At 63.5% G+C, this 23466-nt stretch carries 18 protein-coding genes; 12 read left to right on the top strand and 6 right to left on the bottom strand.

From position 1 onward, the window contains the following. Positions 1 to 86 precede the first annotated feature (86 nt). Positions 87 to 887, bottom strand: coding sequence for an enoyl-CoA hydratase/isomerase family protein (locus tag ASU23_RS04985; protein WP_007736151.1), 801 nt, complete (start codon positions 885 to 887; stop codon positions 87 to 89). Between ASU23_RS04985 and ASU23_RS04980 the strand changes: the two genes are divergently transcribed. Continuing rightward, a complete protein-coding gene (locus ASU23_RS04980; RefSeq protein ID WP_051720874.1) occupies positions 886 to 2286 on the top strand; it encodes an FAD-binding oxidoreductase in 1401 nt (466 codons plus the stop codon). The genes ASU23_RS04985 and ASU23_RS04980 overlap by 2 nt on opposite strands. On the opposite strand, the gene ASU23_RS04975 is transcribed toward ASU23_RS04980, so the two are convergent. Then, positions 2246 to 3730, bottom strand: coding sequence for a DHA2 family efflux MFS transporter permease subunit (locus ASU23_RS04975; RefSeq protein WP_003945132.1), 1485 nt, complete (start codon positions 3728 to 3730; stop codon positions 2246 to 2248). The genes ASU23_RS04980 and ASU23_RS04975 overlap by 41 nt on opposite strands. Positions 3731 to 3732: 2 nt before the next feature. Next, positions 3733 to 4356: a PadR family transcriptional regulator gene (locus ASU23_RS04970; protein ID WP_007736146.1), complete on the bottom strand. Its 624-nt coding sequence runs from the start codon at positions 4354 to 4356 to the stop codon at positions 3733 to 3735. A gap of 126 nt (positions 4357 to 4482) precedes the next feature. On the opposite strand from ASU23_RS04970, the gene ASU23_RS04965 reads away from it, so the two are divergent. Both ASU23_RS04965 and ASU23_RS04960 read left to right on the top strand, forming a co-directional pair. Further along, a complete protein-coding gene (locus ASU23_RS04965) occupies positions 4483 to 5172 on the top strand; it encodes a hypothetical protein (protein ID WP_003945114.1) in 690 nt (229 codons plus the stop codon). Positions 5173 to 5195: 23 nt separating this feature from the next. Next, a complete protein-coding gene (locus ASU23_RS04960; RefSeq protein ID WP_042450363.1) occupies positions 5196 to 6230 on the top strand; it encodes a glutathione S-transferase family protein in 1035 nt (344 codons plus the stop codon). Positions 6231 to 6241: 11 nt separating this feature from the next. Here ASU23_RS04960 and ASU23_RS04955 read toward each other — a convergent pair whose 3' ends face one another. Then, complete coding sequence (locus ASU23_RS04955; RefSeq protein ID WP_003945129.1) at positions 6242 to 6652, bottom strand: VOC family protein; 411 nt, start codon at positions 6650 to 6652, stop codon at positions 6242 to 6244. A 154-nt stretch (positions 6653 to 6806) separates the two neighbouring features. Between ASU23_RS04955 and ASU23_RS04950 the strand changes: the two genes are divergently transcribed. The 5 genes from ASU23_RS04950 to ASU23_RS04930 all read left to right on the top strand — a co-directional run bounded on the left by ASU23_RS04950 (position 6807) and on the right by ASU23_RS04930 (position 17179). Beyond that, the gene (locus tag ASU23_RS04950; RefSeq protein ID WP_058037451.1) at positions 6807 to 7556 is read left to right on the top strand and encodes a hypothetical protein; all 750 of its coding nucleotides are present in this window, start codon (positions 6807 to 6809) and stop codon (positions 7554 to 7556) included. A 68-nt stretch (positions 7557 to 7624) separates the two neighbouring features. Beyond that, on the top strand, positions 7625 to 8626 hold the full coding sequence (locus ASU23_RS04945) for an ABC transporter ATP-binding protein (RefSeq protein WP_058037436.1): 1002 nt from the start codon (positions 7625 to 7627) through the stop codon (positions 8624 to 8626). Further along, on the top strand, positions 8623 to 9396 hold the full coding sequence (locus ASU23_RS04940; protein WP_058037435.1) for an ABC transporter permease: 774 nt from the start codon (positions 8623 to 8625) through the stop codon (positions 9394 to 9396). The genes ASU23_RS04945 and ASU23_RS04940 overlap by 4 nt, the downstream gene beginning before the upstream one ends. 36 nt (positions 9397 to 9432) lie before the next feature. Further along, complete coding sequence (locus ASU23_RS04935) at positions 9433 to 13242, top strand: ABC transporter ATP-binding protein (RefSeq protein WP_058037434.1); 3810 nt, start codon at positions 9433 to 9435, stop codon at positions 13240 to 13242. A gap of 175 nt (positions 13243 to 13417) precedes the next feature. Then, positions 13418 to 17179, top strand: coding sequence for a multifunctional oxoglutarate decarboxylase/oxoglutarate dehydrogenase thiamine pyrophosphate-binding subunit/dihydrolipoyllysine-residue succinyltransferase subunit (locus ASU23_RS04930; RefSeq protein WP_058037433.1), 3762 nt, complete (start codon positions 13418 to 13420; stop codon positions 17177 to 17179). A gap of 72 nt (positions 17180 to 17251) precedes the next feature. On the opposite strand, the gene ASU23_RS04925 is transcribed toward ASU23_RS04930, so the two are convergent. Next, positions 17252 to 17881, bottom strand: a complete 630-nt coding sequence (locus ASU23_RS04925; RefSeq protein ID WP_007736130.1) for a TetR/AcrR family transcriptional regulator — start codon at positions 17879 to 17881, stop codon at positions 17252 to 17254. A 71-nt stretch (positions 17882 to 17952) separates the two neighbouring features. Here ASU23_RS04925 and ASU23_RS04920 point away from each other — a divergent pair, with 71 nt between their 5' ends. From ASU23_RS04920 to ASU23_RS04910, 3 genes are all read left to right on the top strand, one after another. After that, on the top strand, positions 17953 to 19527 hold the full coding sequence (locus ASU23_RS04920; RefSeq protein ID WP_003945071.1) for an NAD(P)/FAD-dependent oxidoreductase: 1575 nt from the start codon (positions 17953 to 17955) through the stop codon (positions 19525 to 19527). Beyond that, complete coding sequence (locus ASU23_RS04915; RefSeq protein ID WP_007736128.1) at positions 19524 to 20354, top strand: SDR family oxidoreductase; 831 nt, start codon at positions 19524 to 19526, stop codon at positions 20352 to 20354. The genes ASU23_RS04920 and ASU23_RS04915 overlap by 4 nt, the downstream gene beginning before the upstream one ends. Positions 20355 to 20417: 63 nt before the next feature. Beyond that, the gene (locus tag ASU23_RS04910; RefSeq protein WP_058037432.1) at positions 20418 to 21359 is read left to right on the top strand and encodes an alpha/beta hydrolase fold domain-containing protein; all 942 of its coding nucleotides are present in this window, start codon (positions 20418 to 20420) and stop codon (positions 21357 to 21359) included. Between the two features lie 80 nt (positions 21360 to 21439). On the opposite strand, the gene ASU23_RS04905 is transcribed toward ASU23_RS04910, so the two are convergent. After that, a complete protein-coding gene (locus ASU23_RS04905) occupies positions 21440 to 22324 on the bottom strand; it encodes an ABC transporter substrate-binding protein (protein WP_030536932.1) in 885 nt (294 codons plus the stop codon). Between the two features lie 203 nt (positions 22325 to 22527). Between ASU23_RS04905 and ASU23_RS04900 the strand changes: the two genes are divergently transcribed. Beyond that, a complete protein-coding gene (locus tag ASU23_RS04900) occupies positions 22528 to 23466 on the top strand; it encodes an ABC transporter substrate-binding protein (protein WP_054826380.1) in 939 nt (312 codons plus the stop codon).

The following is a 23466-nucleotide window of genomic DNA, read 5'->3' as shown; positions in this document are numbered from 1 at the left end:
TCCACGTCACTGACAACCCACCGGCCATTCGACTATATGACGTGGATCACAGTTCGTGGAGGTCTCTGGCGATAATCGTCGCAAACTTACTTTCCGGAGTAGACCGCTTTGCCCGGTCCGACCTCGAGGAAACTGCGGACAGCGCCGCGTAGGTCATCGGTGGCGAACAGCGCACCGGACACCCCGGGAGTCACCGAATCAGCGTGGGCGATCCCGCCGGAACGCCAGGCCGCCACGATCTGCTTGGTGGCGTCGTGGGCTCGCGTGGGCCCGTCCGCCAACCGGGCCGCCAGGGCACGCGCCGCAGCATCGACATCGTCGTGAACGGCATTGACGACGCCCCACGAGTGCAGAGTTGCGGCGTCGTAGAGATCGCCGGTCATGACCAACTCCCGAGCCCGTCCGGAACCGGCGCGCTCGGCCAAACGCTGCGGTCCACCCATGGACGGCGTCAGACCGACCACTGTCTCGACCAGTCCGAACTTCGCCTTCGGCGCCGCGAGGATGATGTCGCAGGCCAAGGAGATCTCGAAGGCAGCAGTCAGCGTCAGCCCGTGCGCCGCGTAGATGACCGGGCACGGCAACGCCTCGAGCGGATGGCAGATCTGGGCGAACAGTTCGCGCCACAATTCCGCTCCCTGCTCCGGGTTCAGTCCGTCGAACACATGGACGTCGACGCCGGCCGAGTTGACCTTGCCCTCGGCGCGCAGAAGCACAGCGCGCGGTGGGTTTTCGGTCAGCGCTGCAACATCGGCGATGACGGCGTCGAACATGGCCTGATCGAACAGATTGAGTGGTCCGTGCGCGAACGTCAGGACAGCCACCTCGGCACCACCATCGGTGGTGAAGCGCTCGAGACGGGTGGGATGCGATTCGGGAGCAGTCATGCCGCCACACTGCCACATCGAACCGGCCTACGATCGTCGGGTGGACGGTCTGAGAAATGCACTCGCGGACGTTGTGGGACACCGGTTCGTCGTCGACGACGCCGACGTGTTGGCGACCCGTTCCACCGACCAGACAGGGCGCTACAGCGGGCGCGCCAGCGCTCTGGTCCGACCCGGAAATACCGCCGAAGTCTCGGCAGTGCTGAACGTGTGCCGCTCGCGCGGCGTACCGGTCACCGTTCAGGGCGGGCGAACCGGTCTGGTCGCCGGGACGGTGCCCGAGCACGACGACGTCCTGCTCTCCACCGAACGCCTCGAGGCGATCGGCGAAGTCGATGTTGCCGCCGGTCGGATCACCGTCGGTGCGGGAGCGACACTCGCGCAGGTACATTCGGCGGCCGCCGCCGCCCGCCTGAAATTCGGGGTGGACATAGCTTCTCGGGATACAGCGACGATCGGCGGCATGGTCTCCACCAATGCCGGTGGGCTGCACACGGTTCGATACGGGAACATGGCCGAACAGGTGCTCGGCCTCGAGGTGGTGCTCCCCGACGGGACCACGGTGCGCCGGTCACCGAAAGTGTTGTCCGACAATTCCGGATACAACCTGCCCGCACTGTGGGTGGGCAGCGAGGGAACTCTAGGGGTGGTCACTTCCGTCGACCTGAAATTACGGAAGATACCGACTCACCGCGTCACATCGCTGACCGGTTTCGACACACTCCAAGACGTCGTCGAGGCGGGGCGAGTGTTGCGCACTCTCGACGGCGTCGACGCACTGGAGTTGTTGGACGGGCGCGGTCTCGAACTGGCCGCCCACCATTTGAACGCCGCGGTTCCGACGGGGCGACCGTGGTACCTCCTCGCCGAGGTGTCCGCGGCCCACGATCCGCTGGAAGACCTGGCCGAGCTGCTCGAACGCATCGACCCACCGCAGACCCCGGCCGTGGCGGTCGACGATCCCGGCTCGACGCGTTTGTGGGCGGCGCGGGAGTGTTTCGCCGAAGTGGTCGGACTGTTCGGCCCCCCACTGAAATTCGACGCGGCGCTGCCGCTGGACTCGCTTGCCACCTTCGCCGAGGACGCCGCGGCGGTGATCGCGAGTCGTGCCCCCGCGGCAATTCCGATCCTCTTCGGACACGTCGCCGAGGGAAATATCCACCTCAACGTCCTGAACTGCCCGAACGCCGACACCGTGTACCGCAGCGTCCTCGAACTGGTTCGCGATCACGGCGGAAACGTCAGTTCCGAACACGGGGTGGGCTCGCTCAAACGCAACTATCTGAACCTGGCCCTCTCTGCGGAGGACATAGCCACGATGTGGGCGATCAAGCGAGCCCTGGACCCGAGCGACTATCTCAATCGTGCAGTGATGTTTCCCGACGCGCTTCGGCACTGACGGCCATCGCGTCGTCGTGTGCGTCGCCGCGCAGAGGCCGAGCGAAGCACACCGAAGCGACGAAGCCGATGAGCAGCACGCCGGCGGGCAGCCAGATCGACTCCGACATCGCCGTGCTGAACGGTTCACGGACGAACTCGGGTAGGTGACCCACTCCGGCTTCGGAACTGCCGCCGGTCAGACCCTGAGCCGCCAATCGTGCGGTGATCAGTGCTCCGATCGCGGCACTGCCGAGAACCGCACCCACCTGCCGGGTGGTGTTGTAGACGCCGGCGCCGGCGCCGGCCTGCATCGGAGGCAGGTTGTGTGTGGCGGTGGCCGCGAGCGGCGACCAGATGCATGCGTTGGCGAAGCCGATCAGGCCGATCGGCAGGAGCAGTTCCCAGATCGCGACGTCGGGAGACATCACCAATGCCAGCCAGCCCAGGGCGATCGCGAACAGCAGGAAGCCGGTGCCCGCAATGTAGCGCGGATGCGTCTTGTCGACGAGCTTGCCGATGATCGGCGCAAAAATGCCGGTCAGCACGGCCATCGGAACGAGGAGGAGCGCCGACTGCGTCGGGGAGAGTCCGCGAACTGCCTGGGTGTAGAACATCAGCGGAAGGACCATCGACGTGATCGCGAAGCCCATCGCGGTGATGGCGACGTTGGCGAGCGAGAAGTTGCGGTCCTTGAAGAGTTCGAGTGGGAGCAAGGGCTCGTTCTTGTTGCGTGACTGGTAGAACACGAACACCGCGAGCAACACCACACCGGCGCCGATCAGGCTCCAGACGAATCCGTTCCAGTCGTACGAACTGCCTTCCTGGATTCCGAACACGAGCAGGAACATGCCTGCGGCGCTGAGAATCACGCCGGGGATGTCGAACTTGTGCTCGCTGGTCGGCAACGACGGAACAAGCTTCCACGCGAGGAGGAATGCGATGACACCGACCGGGACGTTGACGATGAAGATCCATTCCCAGCCGAGATTGTCGACCAACACACCACCGGCAAGCGGACCGACCAGCGTCGCAACACCGGCAACCGCGCCCCACAGGCCCATTGCGGCGCCACGCTTGTTCGGCGCGAACGTGCGTGTGATGACGGCCATCGTCTGAGGCGTCATCATTGCGGCGCCCAGACCCTGGAAAGCTCTTGCCACGATGAGCATCTCGACGCTGCCGGACAGACCACACCACAGTGAAGCGCCGGTGAACAGTACGAGGCCGATCATGTACAGGTTCTTCGGTCCGAACCTGTCACCGAGCCGGCCGGTGACGAGCAGCGGCACCGCGTACGCCAGCAGGTACGCGCTGGTGACCCAGACGACCTTGTTGATGTCGGTGCCGAGGTCCTCCATGATCGCAGGGTTGGCGACAGCGACGATGGTGCTGTCCACCAGAATCATGAAGAACCCGATACACAGCGCCCACAGCGCGTGCCAGGGATTGACCTGCTTTTCCATCTTCAGTCCTTAGGTAGTGCGGACGAGCCTGCGGAGCCGGCCAGCCGGTCGAGAAGTTCTTGTGAGAGCCAGGGCATTTCGCCGCTCTCGATGTCTGTCACCAACGCGCCGATCCACTCTCTTTCGGCGACGGTCAGTGCGTGGGCGTAGTCCGCGCCCACCGTGAAGATTCGTGGTTTTTCCGCCGCCTTCAGCGCTTCGTAGTCGGCCTCGAATTTCGCGATCGTCTTGTCGAGGTGCGCGAGACGAATTCGAAGCATCTGACACGCGGTGGACGCGGAGAGGTTGTGCATTTCGGCGAGCGCGAGCGGCAACCGCGGATACTCCCGCACCGGAACCGCCAACATCTCACGTAGTTGATGCTCGAGGGCCTCACGGCCCCGGGCGGTGATCTCGTACGTCGTCCGTTCGGGCCGGTTGCCCTCACGATCGGTCCCGATCGAAGCCAGAAGTTCCTGCTTCTCCAACCGGGAAACCGTGTGATAGAGCGATCCCGGCTTGATCTTCACCAACTGATCGCCCCGGCGAACCGAGGCCAGTTGATACATCTCGTACGGATGCATCGAACGCTCGGACAGCAGGCCCAGAACGGTGATTCCCAGAGGCGTCAGTGACACGTCACCCATGAGTCCCCCTCCCTGACAAGCCGCAATTGACTATTTCTTGACTATTCCACCTGAAATAGTCCACATGGAATATACGACCTCTGTCCATCTCGATCAACCCGTTCGAATCGGACTAGCCTGTAGCGAGTGGACGAACATCACCTCGACATCATCCGACTCGCTTGGGCACGTGAACTGGGCCTCGGCGACTCGGCACTTCGGCCGGCACACACGGCCCGCGTCGTCGGCGACGACATCCACGTTCTCGATCTGGCAGGCTCAGGTGCGATCGTCGGGCCGCAGTGGTTCATCGAGCGCACCGAGGACATCTCCGTCGACGCCCTGCTGCAACCGGCGCGTCTGCTCGAGATCGCCGGCGATCACGGCGGCAGAATCACCGGCCCCGTCGATCTCGCTTTCCTCGGCGACTACACGGACGCGCCACCCGACGAGCAACTACTGATTTCCCACGACATCGACGACGCCCTCGCCGTCGCTGCGCTGTGCCCACCCGACGACAGCACCACAGCCGACCTCGGGAACCGGACGCGGTGGTTCACCGCCCTCACCGATTCCACCGAGGTGCTCGGATGCGCGGCGTACTCCGAATTTCAGGGATTCGTGGCAGATCTCACGACCCTGACTGCTCCAGCGCATCGCCGTCACGGAATCGGCTGCGCAGTAACGCTTCTCGCTGCGGAGGACGCTCTCGATTCCGGATTGATCCCGCAGCTACGCACAAGTCGCGGCAGTGCGATCGGAGCGACGCTTCCACGTAAAGCCAAATTCGACGTTCTGGGGGCATACGCTCGGGTACACGTGCACCTGCCCAGTTGACACTCGAACGAGAGGGACCGCAGATGAGTACGGAAGACGGCGCGAGCGAACCGACATTCGTCGAAGAGGGTCGTGAATTCAAACGCGACACCAACTACATCCCGACCCGGATCACCGAGGACGGCCGCGACGGGTACCCCGTCGAACCCGGGCGATACCGGTTGATCGTGGCACGTGCCTGCCCGTGGGCAAACCGCGCCATCATCGTCCGCCGCCTACTCGGCCTCGAAGACGTACTGTCGATGGGCATCTGCGGTCCGGTTCACGACAAGCGAAGCTGGACTTTCGATCTCGACCCGGGCGGCGTCGATCCCGTACTGAAGATCCCGCGACTGCAGGACGCATACTTCGCCCGAGATCCCCACTACCCCAGGGGAATCACGGTGCCCGCCATGGTGGAGATCGCCACGGGCAAGGTGATCACGAACGACTACCCACAGATCACCCTCGACTTCTCGACGCAATGGAAGAAGTACCACCGCGAAGGCGCGCCGGATCTGTACCCGGAGCCATTGCGAAACGAAATCGACGAAGTGGCCGAGTACGTTTTTCGCGACGTCAACAACGGCGTCTACCGCTGCGGTTTCGCCGGTTCACAGCAGGCGTACGACGAGGCATACGACACGCTGTTCGCTCGCCTCGACTGGCTCACCGAACGTCTTGCCCGGCAACGTTTCCTGGTGGGCGACACCATCACCGAAGCCGATGTGCGCCTGTTCACCACGCTGGCGCGGTTCGATCCCGTCTATCACGGCCACTTCAAGTGCAACAGAAGCAAACTCAGCGAGATGCCGGTGCTGTGGGACTACGCGCGCGATCTGTTCCAAACCCCCGGATTCGGTGACACCATCGACTTCACACAGATCAAAGCGCACTACTACATCGTGCATTCCGAGATCAATCCCTCCGGAATCGTGCCCAAGGGACCGGAATTGACACACTGGCTCGAACCGCACGGACGCGAACAGTTGGGTGGCCGACCGTTCGGGGACGGCACACCACCTCATCCGCCCATCCCGTCGGAAGTGGTTCCGGCAGAGCACTGGGCCACCAGGTAGGTCGCGGGGGGCTACTCCCCTGCGTACGTGCCGAAACTCCAGTACACACCTTCGGGATCACGGCAGGTGAACCCCCGCGAACCGTAGTCCTCGTCGCGCAATCCCTGCGTGATCGTGGCGCCCGCCGCGACAGCGCGTTCGTGGAGTGCATCGGCGGCGTCCGCGTCGTCCACGACGATGTACACCGAACCGATTCCAGGCGGCAGGCCGGCGATCGCCGAATCGGTGCGCGGCGAACCCAACATGATGCCGCCACCGCCCGGCCAGTCGAGTTGGGCGTGGTCCACCACGTCTCCCTCTCCGTAGACGGCCTTCTCCACGAAACCGAAGGTGCTCACCAGAAAGTGGATTGCCGCACGGGCGTCGAGGTAGCGCAGCGTCGGCCAGATGGTCGTCGAACGAGATTCCGAAGTGGCGGTCATAACACTCGAACTCCTGCCTGGGAAAACTCACGAAGAAAACCGAGTCTCGTACGAGCCTATGGCCCCGGTGATCACCGCCGCCAGCGAAAACTTCACCTATTCTCGAGATACGGTCCACCTCGCTTCAGAGGAGGACAACTGTGGAGGGGCAGCAATGAGCAAGTCGACGAACAACGACAGCGGGCGTATCGAGAAGGTCCTCGTTTCCGTTCTCGACAACGGAAGCCGCCTGCAAGCGCCCGCAGTGGCCAAATACGTCAACCATGTCCGTAAGGCCCACCCCGACGAGTCACCTGCTCAGATCGTCGAGCGGATGGAGAAGATGTTCATTCTCGCCGTGACCGGAAGCGGCAGTGCCGTCGGCGCCACCGCCGCCGTGCCGGGCGTCGGAACGGTCGCGTCCATCGCTGCCGTCGGTGCGGAATCGGCTTTCTTCCTCGAGGCGTCAGCGCTGCTGACGTTGGCAATTGCGTCAGTGCATGGAATCTCCGTACAGGATCACCAGCAACGACGTGCCCTGGTCCTGGCAGTCGCCCTCGGCGAATCCGGTATGGAGATCGTGCAGAAGGCCACCGGAATCACAGCCAAGAATTGGGGAACGGCAATCACGAGCAAGATTCCCGGACCCACGATGAGGGGAATGAACAGCACCCTCGTGCGGAAATTCGTGACCAAGTACGCCGCGAAGCGCAGCGCACTGATCCTCGGCAAGCTCGTTCCGGCCGGAATCGGTGCGGTCATCGGCGGTGCGGGCAACCGTGCAATCGGCAAGGGCGTCGTCAAGAATGCGCGCGAAGCCTTCGGACCGGCACCGGCCAGGTGGACCGACCACCTGATCGTGATGCCTGCCGACGATGCCGCAGTGCGTCCCCAGACGGAGACACGCCGGGCCATCCGCAGATAGCTGTCCGGGCCGTAGGCTCGCATCACGTATTCGCCGCCGACCCGGGAGCAGCATTGACGAACACCGCAATGGGATCCTTCTCTGCCCCCATCGAGATTCGTGGGTTGACGAAGACGTTCAAGGCGGCGCGCGCGGTCAACGACCTGAGCTTCGACGTTCAGGCGGGCTCGATCACCGGGTTTCTCGGTCCGAACGGTTCGGGCAAGACGACCACGTTGCGGATGCTCCTCGGACTGGTGTCACCGACGTCGGGATCGGCCACGATCAACGGCACCCCGATGCGTTTGCTGCCCAACCCGGCTCGGACCGTCGGCGCAGTACTCGACGTCGGCAGTCTCCATCCGAAACGAACGGCCCTCGGACACCTCGAGATCTACGCGGCCGCTATCGGCATGCCGACTCAGCGCGCGGCGCAGGTGCTGGACATGGTCGGTCTGAGATCGGTCGGAGCCCACAAGACCGGCACCTTCTCGCTCGGGATGCGCCAACGCCTGATCCTTGCCACCGCGATGCTCGGTGATCCCGAGATCCTCGTGCTCGACGAACCCGCGAACGGACTCGACCCCGAGGGCATGGCGTGGCTTCGTCAGTTCCTGCAGACCTTCGCCGGTTCCGGCCGAACGGTTCTGATCTCGAGTCACGCGCTTCGTGAAGTGGAAGCGACCGTCGACAGCGTGGTCATCGTCAGCGCCGGCTCACTCGTCTACCAAGGGACCGTGGACGAACTTCGCCGCTCGCAGCGCAGTCGACTGCTCGTCTCGTGTTCCAACCCAGCGCTCCTCGCCACGGCATTGGCCGCTCGCGGAATCATCGACGCCCAGATCACGCAGGACGGACGGCTCGCCGTGGGCGGCACCGACACGTCGGTGCTCCCACCGGTGGCATCCGCCGCCGGTGTCACGATCTTCGGCGTCGCAACCGAAGGCGCAGATCTCGAGCAACTGTTCCTCGCGATGACAACACCGCAGTACGCGGTTCCCCAGGTCGGATACCACCGCCCACCCGGTCCCGGTTCCGGACCGGGCTATTACGGCCCTGCCGCATACGGACCTACCGGAGGACACCGATGACCACGCTCGTGCGCGCGGAGACACTCAAAGTTCTCACCCTGCGCTACTGGTGGGCACTGGCCATCGCACCGGTCGTCGTGGCCGTGCTGATTGCTGCCTCGACTCGGACATTCGTCGAAGTCGTGGCCGATTCGGCTGACACCACCTTCGACGTCGATGTCGTGTCCACCGGCGTCAGCCTCGGTGTCTCCAACACGCTTGTCCTGGTGTTCGCGGCTGTCTTCGGTGCACTCACCGCCGGATCCGAATTCGGCTACAAAACTCTCACCACGACGTTCCTCACAGCTCGCGGCCGTGACGGAGTTCTCGGCGCAAAACTTGCCGTCGTCGCGGTATTCGCCGTCGGCTACGCGTTGGCGGTCGAAGTAGTCAGCATCGGCGCGATGTTGCTCTTCGGCCGGGACTTCAGCTTCACCACCGATCTCTTCGCCATCTGCGCCGCAGGCATTCTGGCGTGCGCTCTGTGGGCACTGCTCGGCGCCGGGGTGGCACTGCTCACCGGTTCGTCGATGGCCGGTGCCCTCTCGATCATCCTGTGGTTCGTCTTCGGTGAATGGATCGTCCGCGCAGTGCTGCTCGCGATGGATCTCGGTGGGATCGGGGCCGCGCTTCCGGTGTCGGCCACGATCGGCACGATAGTCAATGCGGCCCCGTCGATCGACGTCGACGCGTTTGCGTCCTGGCCGAGCGGCCCGATGATGCTGGCAGCTTGGGTGGTTCTGTTCTGCGGGCTCGGTTGGCTGCGGACCAGGACCCGCGACATCACCTGAAAAGGCTGTCTGGGGCCGGGTCTACCGTGGATCTCGATGAACACGATCAACACGGACAGTCCGGTAGCTGGAGAGGTCGATCGAGCTCCGGGCTGGATCCGCCGCTTGGCGCACGCATGCTGGTTGCACCGAAGAGTTGCCATCGGCGCGCTTCTGGTGACCGTCATCGCTTCGGCGATCGACATCTCGTTTCCTCTTCTGACCCGCTATGCGCTCGACGCCGCAAGCCAGGAGAACCCAGGCAAGGTGATCGGGTTCGTCGCGCTGGCGATCGCGCTGCTCGCGGTCGTCCGCTTCGCGTGCCAGTACGGCCGACGGATGCTTGCCGGCCGACTCTCGCTCGATGTTCAACACGACTTGCGGCTCGCCTTGCTCGGCTCGCTGCAACGCCTCGACGGACGCGGGCAGGATCAGATCCGCACAGGCCAGGTGGTATCCCGGTCCATCACCGATTTACAACTCGTCCAGGGTTTGCTCGCGATGGTGCCGATGTCCGCGGGTGCGCTCCTGCAATTCGTGCTCGCGATCGGCATCATGGCGTGGCTCTCGCCGCTGTTGACTCTCGTCGCTGTCGCCGTCATCCCCGCAGTAGGGCTGGTGGTGTTCCTGATGCGACCGATGCTCTTCGCCGCAACATGGTCCGCGCAGCAGCGGGCCGCCGACCTCGCCCAACATGTCGAGGAAACCGTCACGGGCGTGCGCGTCGTCAAGGGATTCGGGCAGGAACAACGAGCCGTCGACCAACTCGAAAAGCACAGCCGCACGCTGTATTCGGAGCGTCTTCGCGCCGCGTGGTTGAACGCGAAATTCGCGCCGACCATGGCCGCCTTGCCCCAGCTGGGGCAGGTGGGAGTGATCGCCCTCGGCGGGTATCTCGCACTGCACGACAAGATCACCGTGGGAACGTTTCTCGCGTTCGCCACCTACATCGTGACGATGACCGGCGTCACCCGAACTCTGTCGTCGGTCATCGTCATGGCGCAGCTTGCGCGCGCCGCTGTCGAGCGTGTCTACGACGTCATCAACGCTCAGCCGGACATCGCCGATCCTGACCATCCGGTGGACCTGCCCGACGGTCCGCTCGGCGTCACTTTCGAAGACGTCGCATTCGGGTTCGACACCGAACGCGACGTCCTGACCGGGCTGAACCTCCGCATAGAACCGGGCGAGACCGTCGCCGTCGTGGGGCCGGCCGCGTCGGGCAAGACCGCGTTGTCCTTGCTTCTCCCCCGGTTCTACGCCCCGACTTCGGGTGTAGTGACCGTCGATACCGCGGGCGAGACGTTCCCCATCGGCGAACTGCGCAGTGAGCAGCTTCGTGCCGCCGTCAGCCTGGTCTTCGACGAACCTTTCCTGTTCTCGGACACCATCGCCGCCAACATCGCACTGGGGCGCGAGGACGCCTCCGACGAGGACATCCGCGTCGCAGCTGCATTGGCACAGGCAGACACCTTCATCGAGGCACTCCCGGACGGATACGACACCGTTGTCGGTGAACGAGGTCTGACGCTGTCGGGCGGCCAGCGTCAGCGCATCGCGCTTGCCCGAGCCCTCCTCGTCGACCCGCGGATTTTGGTCCTCGACGACGCCACCTCCGCGGTCGATGCGGCAACCGAGGCTGCGATCTTCGACGCGTTCCGGGCCAGACGACGGCAAACCACGCTGATCCTCGCGCACCGCCGATCCACCTTGACGCTGGCAGATCGCGTCGCGGTTCTCGACGGCGGACGGATCATCGACTCCGGAACCGTGGACGAGCTGGAAGCGCGATGTCCGCTCTTTCGCGCCCTGTTCTCCTCGCCGCCGGAACTATCCGCCGAAATCGACGAGGCCGGCCCTGATGCTTTCGGACATCAACGCCGCGAGCCCACAGCCGAGCAGCTGTGGCCGCAGGCTCCGGAATCCGAAGCCGACAGCACTACCGCTTCGGCGCAGAGTGCCGGCGGACCGATGGCCGGAGCGCTCAGCGGAATCGCGGTGACTCCGTCTCTGCGGGCAGCAGTCGACGCTCTCCCACCCGCACGCGAAGACCCCGGAATTGCTCCTGAGAGCCTGCGCGAATCGAATCCACAGTTCTCACTCCGACAGATCTTGAGGCCGGTCCGCTGGGTTCTACTGGCGGTTGTCGTGTGCCTTGCCCTGGACTCCGCCGCGGCGATCGCATTTCCCTCTCTCGTCAGATATGCGATCGACCACGGAGTCGTGACCGCAGACAGCACCACACTCTGGATCGCGACGGCGTTCGGCGCGCTCCTGGTCGCCGCAGACTGGGTCATCGTGGCGGTCATGACGGTGCTCACGGCCCGAGCCGGTGAACGCGTGCTGTTCGGGCTCCGCGTCCGCAGCTATGCACACTTGCAGCGCCTGGGTCTGGACTACTACGAACGGGAATTGTCCGGCCGCATCATGACGCGTATGACCACCGACGTCGACGCGCTCTCGTCGTTCATCCAAACCGGTATGTCGACGGCGATCGTGAGCGTCCTGACCGTCGGCGGAATTTCGATCGCCCTCCTGGCGACCGACGTGACGCTCGGCCTGGTGGCGCTGGCCGTCATCCCACCGCTCGTGGTCGCGACCGTGATCTTCCGCAAGATCTCCTCGGTTGCCTACAGCCAGTCCCGCGAACGGATCTCGCTCGTCAATGCCGACTTCCAGGAGAACATCGCCGGTCTGCGAGCGGCTCAGGCCTACCGCCGCGAAGAAGGTGCTGCGCGTAGGTTCGCAGAACGCTCCGAGAGCTACCGCCGATCGCGGATGCGCTCGCAGCGAGCCATTTCGATCTACTTCCCTTTCATTTCGTTCCTGTCCGACCTCGCGTTGGCCGCGGTCGTGTTCGTCGGTGCGCACCAGATCGCCAACGGATCGACTTCGCCCGGCGTACTGATCGCTTTCGTGCTCTACCTCGGTCTGCTGTTCGGACCGATTCAGCAACTCTCACAAGTGTTCGATGGTTACCAACAGGCAAACGTCGGATTGCAACGAATCGGCGACCTGCTGCGCACTCGCAGTTCGATCGAGACTGCCGACAGCGAGGATTTGATCGCGATCTCCGGACGACTCGACGGCGCCGTCCATCTCGACGGGGTCGGGTTCCGGTACTCGGGTGCGGACGTCGACGCCCTCTCCGATTTCGATCTGCAAATCCCGCCGGGCACGACCGTCGCTCTGGTCGGCCGAACCGGTGCCGGGAAGTCGACGGTCGTGAAGTTGCTCGCCCGCTTCTACGACCCGACGTCCGGATCGGTCGACGTGGACGGAACCGACATCCGGAACTTCCACCTCTCGCAGTACCGACGTCGCCTCGGCGTGGTCCCACAAGAAGCCCATCTGTTCACCGGCACGGTCGCCGACAACATCGCGTACGGCAGGCCGTCGGCGTCGCACGCGGAGATCGAGGAAGCGGCACGTTCCGTCGGCGCACTGAATTCGATAGCCGACATGCGTGGAGGCATGAATCATCCCGTCGGCGAGCGCGGCCAGGGGCTCTCGGCGGGCCAACGCCAACTGATCGCATTGGCCCGTGCCGAACTCGTCGACCCGGACCTTCTGCTCCTCGACGAGGCGACCGCGACGCTCGATCCCGCGACCGAACGAATGGTGCTCGAAGCAAGTCGGTCGGTCACCCGGAAACGGACTTCCGTCGTCGTAGCTCACCGCCTCGCGACAGCTGCCCGAGCGGACCTCGTTGTCGTAGTTGACCGGGGACGTATCGTTGAATACGGCCCGCACGATGTTCTGCGGTATGCCGGTGGTCACTACTCGGGACTCTGGGATGCATCGCAGGCGCGTGAGGGGAATAATCTGACGTCGAGAACTGTCATCGAAGGCAACCCCGTCGCGTGACAGTCGGCACGGATTTGTACCGCCGAGAGGTAGTGCGCGATCGCAAGATCACGGACTTCCGTGAGACAGCTCACAAATTGTGTGCCGCACAATTGCTCGTCACACGCTCGGGCTAATCTCATGTATATAGGCGCTCTGATCGGGTACCGAAATAGAAACGAGGCGAACACCTGCCGTGAGCAGCAGTTCTACATCCCAATTCGGACAGAACCAGTGGCTGGTTGACGAGATGTACCAACGCTTCCAGGACGATCCGTCGTCCGTGGATCCCAGTTGGCACGAATTCTTGACCGATTACTCGCCGGACTCGGCGAACACGGGAGGTGGAAACGGGACTGCCTCGAACGGCAACGCGGCTGCACCCGCCGCTGTTGTAGCTCCGCCTGCTGCTCCCAAGGCCACGCCTCCCGCCCCCAAGACCGCACCTCCTGCGCCGGCTGCCAAGGCTGGCGCTCCGGCCCCCGCGAAGACGGCAGCGCCCGCCGCCAAGGCCGCCCCGGCCCAGCCCGCAGCAGCCAAGCCCGCGGCCGCTACTGCCAAGCCCGCCCCTGCCGGCGGAGCCGAGGAAACCAAGGTTCTCCGCGGCGCCGCAGCCGCAGTCGTCAAGAACATGTCGCTCTCGCTCGAGATCCCGACTGCAACCAGCGTGCGTGCCATCCCCGCGAAGCTGATGTTCGACAACCGCATCGTCATCAACAACCACCTCGCGCGTACCCGCGGCGGCAAGATCTCGTTCACCCACCTCTTGGGTTACGCGATCGTCCAGGCAGTCAACGCGTTCCCCAACATGAACCGGCACTTCGCCGAAATCGACGGCAAGCCGAACGCGGTCACGCCCGAGCACACCAATCTCGGACTCGCGATCGACCTTCCCGGAAAGGACGGCAACCGCTCACTGGTAGTTGCCGCCATCCGGAACACCGAGTCGATGAACTTCGTCCAGTTCCACGCGGCATACGAGGACATCGTCCGACGCGCCCGTGAAGGCAAGCTCACCGGCGAAGACTTCACCGGCGTCACCATTTCGCTGACCAACCCGGGCGGTATCGGCACGGTTCACTCCGTTCCTCGCCTGATGAAGGGCCAGGGCGCCATCATCGGTGCCGGCGCGATGGAATACCCCGCCGAGTTCCAGGGCGCCAGCGACGAGAAGCTGGCCGAGATGGGCGTCGGCAAGTTGATGACTCTCACCTCGACCTACGATCACCGCATCATCCAGGGTGCCGAGTCGGGCGATTTCCTGCGCACGATCCACAACCTGCTGATCAGCGACGAGTTCTACGACGAGATCTTCCACGCGCTCGGCAACCCGTACGAGCCGGTGCGGTGGCGCAAGGACGTGCCGGAAGGCGCTGTCGACAAGAACACCCGCGTTCTCGAACTGATCGCTGCATACCGTGACCGCGGCCACCTCATGGCCGACACGGACCCGTTGCAGTTCGTCAAGGACAAGTTCCACAGCCACCCCGACCTCGACGTCATCAGCCACGGCCTGACGCTGTGGGATCTGGACCGTGAGTTCAAGGTCGGCGGCTTCCACGGTCAAGAGAAGATGAAGCTGCGCGACGTGTTGAGCGTGCTGCGCGACGCGTACTGCCGCCACGTCGGCGTCGAGTACACGCACATCCTCGAGACGGATCAGCGTCAGTGGATCCAGGACCGCGTCGAGGGCCATCACGCCAAGCCTTCGGTCGCTCAGCAGAAGTACATCCTGAGCAAGCTCAACGCCGCCGAGGCCTTCGAGACGTTCCTGCAGACCAAGTACGTCGGCCAGAAGCGCTTCTCGCTCGAAGGCGCCGAAGCCGTCATCCCGATGATGGACGCCGTGATCGACCAGGCCGCCGAGCACCAGCTCGACGAGGTCGTCATCGGCATGCCGCACCGTGGCCGTCTCAACGTGCTTGCCAACATCGTCGGCAAGCCGTACTCCAAGATCTTCACGGAGTTCGAGGGCAACATGAACCCGGCAGCCGCTCACGGCTCCGGCGACGTGAAGTACCACTTGGGTGCCAGCGGAACGTACATCCAGATGTTCGGTGACAACGACATCGCTGTCTCCTTGACCGCAAACCCATCGCACCTCGAGGCCGTCGACCCGGTTCTCGAAGGCCTGGTCCGCGCCAAGCAGGACATCCTCGACAAGGGTGAAGAAGGCTTCACCGTCCTGCCGCTCATGCTGCACGGTGACGCTGCATTCGCCGGTCAGGGCGTTGTCGCCGAGACGCTCAACCTCTCGCTGCTTCGCGGTTACCGCACCGGTGGCACCGTGCACATCGTCGTGAACAACCAGGTCGGCTTCACCACCGCTCCGGAACATTCACGCTCGTCCGAGTACTGCACCGACGTCGCGAAGATGATCGCCGCACCGGTCTTCCACGTCAACGGCGACGACCCCGAGGCTTGCGTCTGGGTTGCTCAGCTGGCCGTCGACTTCCGTGAGAAGTTCGGCAAGGACGTTGTCATCGACCTCATCTGCTACCGCCGTCGCGGTCACAACGAGGGCGACGACCCGTCGATGACCCAGCCGGCCATGTACGACGTCATCGACACCAAGCGCAGCGTTCGTAAGAGCTACACCGAGTCCCTCATCGGCCGCGGTGACATCTCGCTCAAGGAAGCCGAAGACGCACTTCGCGACTACCAGGGCCAGCTCGAACGGGTCTTCAACGAGGTCCGTGAACTCGAGAAGTTCCAGCCCGAACCGTCCGAGTCCGTCGAACTCGACCAGACTCCCCCGGCTCGCCTGACCACGGCTGTCGCTCCCGAGGTCCTCGAGCGCATCGGTGATGCGTTCGTCAACGTCCCCGACGGCTTCACCGTTCACCCGCGCGTCAAGCCGGTTGCCGAGAAGCGCCGCGAGATGGCCCGTGAGGGACATGTCGACTGGGCGTTCGCAGAATTGCTTGCGTTCGGCTCGTTGGCCGAGCAGGGTGCCTTGATCCGCCTCGCGGGTCAGGACTCCAAGCGAGGAACGTTCACGCAGCGTCACTCGGTCCTCATCGACCGCAAGACCGGCAACGAGTACAGCCCGATCGCCAAGATCGCTGCCGACGCCGAAAACGGCGGCAAGTTCATGGTCTACGACTCCGCACTCACCGAGTACGCAGGTCTGGGCTTCGAGTACGGCTACTCGGTCGGTAACCCCGACGCTCTGGTCCTGTGGGAAGCGCAGTTCGGTGACTTCGTCAACGGCGCGCAGACCATCATCGACGAGTTCATCTCTTCGGGTGAGGCCAAGTGGGGTCAGCTCTCCGACGTCGTGCTGCTCCTGCCGCACGGTCACGAGGGTCAGGGTCCGGACCACACCTCCGGTCGCATCGAGCGTTTCCTTCAGCTGTGTGCAGAAGGCTCGATGACCGTTGCGGTTCCGTCGACTCCGGCCAGCTACTTCCACCTGCTGCGTCGCCATCACCTCGACGGCATCCGCCGTCCGCTGGTGGTTTTCACGCCCAAGTCGATGCTGCGTAACAAGGCTGCCGTCAGCAACGTCGAGGACTTCACGACGGGCAAGTTCCGTTCGGTCTTCGAGGAGCCGGCATACGAGAGCGGCGAAAGCGCACGCGAATCGGTCAAGCGGGTTCTGCTGGTCAGCGGCAAGCTGTACTGGGAACTCCTGGCGAAGAAGCACAAGGACGAGCGTGACGACATCGCCATCGTGCGCATGGAGCAGCTCTACCCCGTGCCGAAGCGTCGCCTCAAGGAGACCCTGGACCGTTACCCGAATGCGGATCAGTTCCGTTGGGTCCAGGAAGAGCCCGCAAACCAGGGTGCGTGGCCGTTCCTCGGGCTGGCTCTGCCGGACCTTCTGCCGGAGACCTTGACCGGTATCAAGCGCATCTCGCGTCGTCCGATGTCCGCTCCCTCTTCGGGATCGAGCAAGGTCCACGCGGTGGAGCAGCAGGAGATCTTGGACGAGGCGTTCCTGCCGACCAACTGATCTCAGTAATTTGACAAGGGCCGGGCCCCACATTCCGCAAGGAGTGTGGGGCCCGGCCTTTCTGCGTTCACGTCAATTCGATTGCAGCAGACCCAGATCCGGCCCGGCATCGAAGCCGACGGCGGCCAGTGCCAACGCGGGCAACGACTGAACCGTCAGGTCGATCAGTTCCTCGCGGGTGATGGCGGGCGCTCGGAGCCAACTGATGGTGGCTTCCTCGACAAACGCGATCCAACCGCGAACGGCCAACTCCACCTGAGGTGTTCGAGTCAGGCCGATCTTCGGGAGCTGATCGAGGGTTCTCTTGGCCATGATGTCGCGAGTCTGCTCGAACACCTCACGCATCTGCGGATCCCCGCTGGCGGTCCCCCGGAGCAGCGAGACGTAGGTATTGCGGTTCTCGGTCACGTAGTCGACGTACGACGCCAGCACCGAGCGGAGGGTGAGCATCGGATCGTCCGACTCGCTCGGCTCGGTGCGCTGGAGCATCTGTTCACTGCTGTGTCGGACGATCGCCAGATGGAACTCGCTTTTCGACGCGAAGTAGTGGAACAGAAGCCCCCGCGAGACACCAGCCTGATCGGCGATGTCCTCGACGGAAATCTGTTCGAGCGGCCGTTCGGCCAGCATCCGCGCCCCGAGGTCGATGAGTTGCGCTCGGCGTTGCGCAGGGTCGAGCCGCGTTCGCTTTACTGCGTCCATGCCCAATAGACTACTGAATATTCGTCAATAAGCTATTGACCGTGACTCAATAAAGGCATATCGTTCCCTACATGAGTCTTCCAGTTACAGATACCTCAGCACCTGCCGCGGATACTCGCCACGTCGGCACACTGATCATCGGCAGTGGTTTCGCCGGTCTCGGTGCGGCGATCAAACTGGCACAGGCCGGCATCACCGACTACGTCGTTCTCGAGCGCGGCAACGACGTCGGCGGGACCTGGCGTGACAACAGCTATCCGGGCGCCGCGTGTGACGTGCCGTCGCATTTGTACTCGTACTCTTTTGCACTCAATCCGGAGTGGACGCGCTCCTTCTCCACTCAGCCCGAGATCTACAAGTACATCCAGTCGGTGGCCAACCGCCACAAGGTGCTCGACAAGCACATCTTCGACTGCGACGTTCTCTCCGCACGCTGGGACGAGGCGTCTGCTCGGTGGCACGTCAGCACCAACAAGGGCGAATTCGTCGCAAAGATCGTCGTCTCGGCCGTCGGCGCATTGTGTGAGCCTTCACTTCCGGACATCAAGGGCATCGACGGCTTCAAGGGCGAGATCTTCCACTCCTCGCGTTGGAACCACGACGCCGATCTGACCGGCAAGCGTGTGGCCGTCATCGGAACCGGCGCCTCGGCCATCCAGATCGTGCCGGCCATCGGCAAGAAGGTCTCGCATCTCGACGTGTACCAGCGCACGGCGCCGTGGATCCTGCCCCGCGCAGACCGCGAGTACACCAAGATCGAGCACCTCGCGTTCAAGTACCTCCCCGGCTTCCAGAAGTTGTGCCGCACCGGTATCTACTGGATGCGAGAGACGCAGGTCGTCGGCCTGGCCAAGGCGCCGGTCTTCATGAAGCCGCTGCAGTTCGCCGCCGAGCGTCACCTGAAGGCCCAGATCAAGGACAAGGATCTTCGCAAGAAGGTCATGCCCAACTTCCAGATCGGCTGCAAGCGCATGCTGATCTCGAACAACTACTTCCCCACCCTCGCCCAGGACAATGTCGACCTGGTGACCGAAGGCATCGAGGAGGTCACCGCCAACGGGATCGTCTCGAAGACCGGCACCACGCGTGAGATCGATGCCATCGTCGTGGCGACCGGATTCCACGTCACCGACTCCCCCACCTTCGCGGGAATCTTCGGCAAGGACGGACGCTCGCTCGCCGAGGTCTTCGAAGAGACCGGCATGCAGGGATACAAGGGCGCGGCAGTTGCCAACTTCCCCAACATGTTCTTCCTCGTCGGACCCAACACCGGCCTCGGACATTCGTCGATGGTCTTCATGATCGAGTCGCAGATCAACTACCTGGTCGACGCGATCGCCACCATCGACAAGTACGACATCGGCACCATCGAGGTGCGCAAGGACAAGCAGGACAAGTACAACAAGGACCTGCAGGCAGCTATGTCCAAGAGCGTGTGGAACAACGGCGGTTGCGCCAGCTGGTACATGGACAAGCACGGAAACAACACCACCCTGTGGCCTGGCTTCACCTTCCAGTTCCGCAATGCCACCAAGCATTTCGACCTCGCGGCATACCGCAGCGTCGCCACCTCGGATCTTGGCGCCGTCGGCACCGCGACCACTTCACAGATCGACCTCGACGACGAGAAGGCAGTAGCACAATGAGTGATTTTGCAGGCAAGGTCGTAGTCATCACCGGAGCGGGATCGGGCATCGGTCGCGCACTAGCACTGAACCTGGCCGGCCAGGGCGCCAAGTTGGCAATCTCCGACGTGGACACCATCGGGCTCGCCGAGACAACGCGTCTGGTGGAAGCCATCGGCGCCGAGGTGAAGTCGGACCATCTCGACGTCACCCAGCGCGAAGCGGTTCTCGAGTACGCCGACGCGGTTGTCGCCCATTTCGGCAAGGTCAACCAGATCTACAACAACGCCGGAATCGCCTACCACGGCACCTTCGAGAAGTCCGAGTTCAAGGACTTCGAACGTGTCATGGACGTAGACTTCTGGGGAGTTGTCAACGGCACCAAGGCATTCCTTCCCCACGTCATCGCCTCCGGTGACGGGCACATCGTGAACGTGTCGAGCCTCTTCGGTCTGCTGTCGATGCCGGGTCAGAGCGCATACAACTCGGCCAAGTTCGCCGTTCGCGGTTTCACCGAGTCGCTTCGCCAGGAAATGCTGATCGCCAAGCACCCGGTGAAGGTGACCTGTGTGCACCCGGGCGGAATCAAGACCGCCATCGCACGCAACGCCACCGCAGGCCCGGGTGAAGATCTTGCGGTCTTCTCCGAGTTCTTCGACCGCAAGCTCGCGCGCACCACTCCGGAAGATGCCGCCAAGACGATCGTCAACGGCGTTCGCAAGAGCAAGCCGCGAGTTCTCATCGGGATGGACGCAATCGCACTCGACGCCTGGGTTCGCCTCGTAGGATCGGGCTACCAGCGCATCGTCGCGATCGTCGCCGGCCGAATGATGCCCAAGTCCAGCTGAGTTCGTTTCACAGCGCAGTTCGTTTCACAGCGCAGTTCGCACAAAGAGTCAGGAGCCCTGCCGGTGAGCACGTTCACCCTTCCGCTGCCCGTGGTCGCATTCTTGTTGAAGCCGTACTTCCGTCTGGCTTTCAACTCGCGGCTGCCGTATCGGATTCAACGTCTGTTGCTCGAGGCCGGGGCACCGCTACAGCAGGTTCCAGCGGGCGCCGTCGTGCGCCCGCTGGAGCTGGCTTGCCGACCGGCAGAGAAGATCACCGTCGGCGCAACCGAGCGCCCCACCGCAGTTCTCTACCTGCATGGCGGGGCGTACACGCTCGGTTCGCTGTCCACACACCGTTCTCTCGCAGCTCATCTCGCCCGTGAGTCGTCCAGTGCGGTCTTCACCTTGGACTACCGTCTCGCGCCGGAGAATCCGTATCCCGCCGCTCTCGACGACGCGGTCTCGGCCTTCATGCAGTTGGTCACCGAGTTCGACTATTCGGAAGACCGCGTTGCCATCGCCGGCGATTCGGCCGGTGGCGGCCTGGCCGCGGCGACCGCTATTCGTCTGATCGAGCGTCACGGCGTGACCCCCGGCGCGCTTGCCCTGATCTCACCGTGGGTCGATCCCGGCGATCGGGGTGCCACCAAAAAGGCCGACCTGGTGGTCAACACAGCGTGGTCCTTCGACGCCGCCGACGCCTACCTTGCCGGAGTCGACCGTACTGATCCCGGCTACGCACCGATGCACGGCAAGCTCGACGGGTTGCCACCCACCAGGATTCACGTCGGTTCCGAGGAAGTCCTTTACCCGCAGATCATGACGTTCACCGACAAGCTCTCCGCTGCCGGCGTCGACGTGTCCCTGGTCGAGTACGCAAGACTGTGGCACGTGGCTCACGCACAGGCGTCACTGGTGAAGGAAGCAGCAGACGCCGTTTCCGACCTCGGCCAGTTCATCGCATCGAAACTGATTCGCGCCAAGGATGATTCGAGTTCAGCAGTGGGCTCGAACAGTCACTGACGGGTGGCCCACTCCGTCCATGTCACTGACGGGTGCCCCACTTCGTCCATGTCACTGACGGGTGCCCCACTTCGTCCATGTCACTGACGGGTGTCCCACCAGGTGCGGGCGACTTCCGAGGCTGACGCCTTGCCGGTCCGCACCTGCTCGATCATTGCGGCGAGATCGGTGGTGGACAGTTCACCGGCAACGACGCTGAGCGCCTTGACAGCCGAATCTCCCAGTGCGCCCGCTCGAAAGAGCGGAACGACATTCTGCGCAGCCAGAACGTGATTCGAATCAGCGAGCACTGTGACGGCATCGGATTGTGCCAACGCCGACAGCGTCGTGGTTCCGAATACTTGTGCACCGGGTACGTCTGCCGGCGTTGCCTGATCGACACCGGCGAAGACACACTCGGCGCCCTCGGCCAACTGTTCCACTGCCCCGTCCTCGACGAATCTCGCGGAGACGAGCGGCCTCGCCGCGGCACACGAAGGAGCAAAGGCTTCTATCGTCTTCGCTCCCAACGACTGTGCGTATCCGGTGTCGAGTGCGAGGACCGCACGATCTTCGGCCATCGCATAGTCGGAGACCGAAAGACCTTCCGGCAGAGAGCGACTCAAGGCTTCGAAGACGTCGTCGGCCTTGCGGGCCGGGGATGACGGGTCGTAGTGATCGAGCAGCGCGCCGGTGAACTCGGGCACCAAAGTGACTCGCGCTGCGTCCAGAGCCTCGAGTGATTGGTTTCGGCCACCACCCACCGATTCGACGCGAGCCGACAGGCCGGAGGAGGAGAGCACCGTCGAATACACCTCGGCCAACACCGAACTCTCCACCGATGCGTCAGCAGCCACCACGATCTGGTCACGAGACTCCGCTTCGGCACCCTCTACCACCGAATCACCGTTTGCGCATCCGCTGAGAATCGGCAGGACCATCAGTGCTGCAACAACAGTCGAATACTTCGTGCGTGTGCTCTTCACCGAAATCCTCACATCCAATCCCATGGATCGAAAACCGTGCCATGTCGGTACCTATCGTTACACTTGTCGGGCGATGCGCGGTAACCAGTCCTGACGCAGCCACTCGGTGGCGGCGCCGTCGAAGTCACTCGGGTGGCTTCGCCACAAGGGAATGGTTTCCGACGCCCGAAACACGGGACGCCCGAAAAACCGGAAGGACGCTCATGCGCACCTCACGATTTCGTTCCAACCGTTGGCTCGTAGCCGCGGCAACCGTTGTCTCTCTGACTGCACTGACAGCGTGCGGTAGCAGCGACGGTGACTCCAACAGCGATCCCAACGCGATCGTCGTCGGCTCCGCCAACTTCACCGAATCCGAGACGATCGCCAACATCTACGCCGAAGCACTGCGTGTCAACGGGTTCGATGTGTCCACGTCGTTCAACGTCGGCAGCCGCGAGGCGTACATTCCGGCACTCAAGGACGGGTCCATCAGTGTCATTCCGGATTACACGGGAAATCTCCTGCAGTACTTGGATCCCGACAGCACGGCCACCAGCTCCGCTGACGTCCTCGCTGCTCTTCCCGCAGCTCTCGGGTCGGAATTGGCAATTGCGACGCCTGCATCCGCCGAGGACAAGGACGCCGTCGTTGTCACGAGGGAAACCGCTGACAAGTGGAACCTGAAGACGATCGCCGATCTGGCTCCGCATTCCGCCGAGGTCAAGTTCGGTGCTCCGGCCGAGTTCCAGGAACGTCCAGCCGGATTGCCCGGTTTGAAGTCCAATTACGGCCTCGACATCTCGGCAGCCAACTTCGTTCCGATCGCCGACGGCGGTGGACCGGCAACCGTGAAGGCTCTCTCCTCCGGTGACATCACCGCGGCAAACATCTTCACGACGTCGGCCTCCATCCCGGAGAACAACTTCGTGGTTCTCGAAGACCCGAAGAACAATTTCCCGGCTCAGAACGTGGTGCCGGTGCTGCGCGCGTCGAAGTCTTCCGACAAGTTGAAGACAGTCCTCGATGCGGTGTCCGCCAAGCTCACCACCGAAGAGTTGTTGGCACTCAACGTCCAGGTGTCCGGCGACACCAAGACGGAGCCGGCAGCGGCGGCCAAGGCGTGGGTGACGGCGCAGGGCCTCGACAAGCCGGTCTCGTAG

It is taken from the genome of Rhodococcus sp. KB6 (assembly GCF_001445685.1).
Lineage (GTDB): Bacteria > Actinomycetota > Actinomycetes > Mycobacteriales > Mycobacteriaceae > Rhodococcus_F > Rhodococcus_F qingshengii.
The sequence above is the reverse complement of the archived record's forward strand: the minus strand, read 5'-3'. Positions and strand labels throughout refer to the sequence as shown.

Excerpts from the sequence above, each read along its gene's own strand:
- ASU23_RS04980 (WP_051720874.1), top strand. The coding sequence starts at position 886 with ATGCCGCCACACTGCCACATCGAACCGGCCTACGATCGTCGGGTGGAC.
- ASU23_RS04985 (WP_007736151.1), bottom strand. The coding sequence starts at position 887 with ATGACTGCTCCCGAATCGCATCCCACCCGTCTCGAGCGCTTCACCACC.
- ASU23_RS04975 (WP_003945132.1), bottom strand. The coding sequence starts at position 3,730 with ATGGAAAAGCAGGTCAATCCCTGGCACGCGCTGTGGGCGCTGTGTATC.
- ASU23_RS04970 (WP_007736146.1), bottom strand. The coding sequence starts at position 4,356 with ATGGGTGACGTGTCACTGACGCCTCTGGGAATCACCGTTCTGGGCCTG.
- ASU23_RS04960 (WP_042450363.1), top strand. The coding sequence starts at position 5,196 with ATGAGTACGGAAGACGGCGCGAGCGAACCGACATTCGTCGAAGAGGGT.
- ASU23_RS04955 (WP_003945129.1), bottom strand. The coding sequence starts at position 6,652 with ATGACCGCCACTTCGGAATCTCGTTCGACGACCATCTGGCCGACGCTG.
- ASU23_RS04950 (WP_058037451.1), top strand. The coding sequence starts at position 6,807 with ATGAGCAAGTCGACGAACAACGACAGCGGGCGTATCGAGAAGGTCCTC.
- ASU23_RS04945 (WP_058037436.1), top strand. The coding sequence starts at position 7,625 with ATGGGATCCTTCTCTGCCCCCATCGAGATTCGTGGGTTGACGAAGACG.
- ASU23_RS04940 (WP_058037435.1), top strand. The coding sequence starts at position 8,623 with ATGACCACGCTCGTGCGCGCGGAGACACTCAAAGTTCTCACCCTGCGC.
- ASU23_RS04935 (WP_058037434.1), top strand. The coding sequence starts at position 9,433 with ATGAACACGATCAACACGGACAGTCCGGTAGCTGGAGAGGTCGATCGA.
- ASU23_RS04925 (WP_007736130.1), bottom strand. The coding sequence starts at position 17,881 with ATGGACGCAGTAAAGCGAACGCGGCTCGACCCTGCGCAACGCCGAGCG.
- ASU23_RS04920 (WP_003945071.1), top strand. The coding sequence starts at position 17,953 with ATGAGTCTTCCAGTTACAGATACCTCAGCACCTGCCGCGGATACTCGC.
- ASU23_RS04915 (WP_007736128.1), top strand. The coding sequence starts at position 19,524 with ATGAGTGATTTTGCAGGCAAGGTCGTAGTCATCACCGGAGCGGGATCG.
- ASU23_RS04900 (WP_054826380.1), top strand. The coding sequence starts at position 22,528 with ATGCGCACCTCACGATTTCGTTCCAACCGTTGGCTCGTAGCCGCGGCA.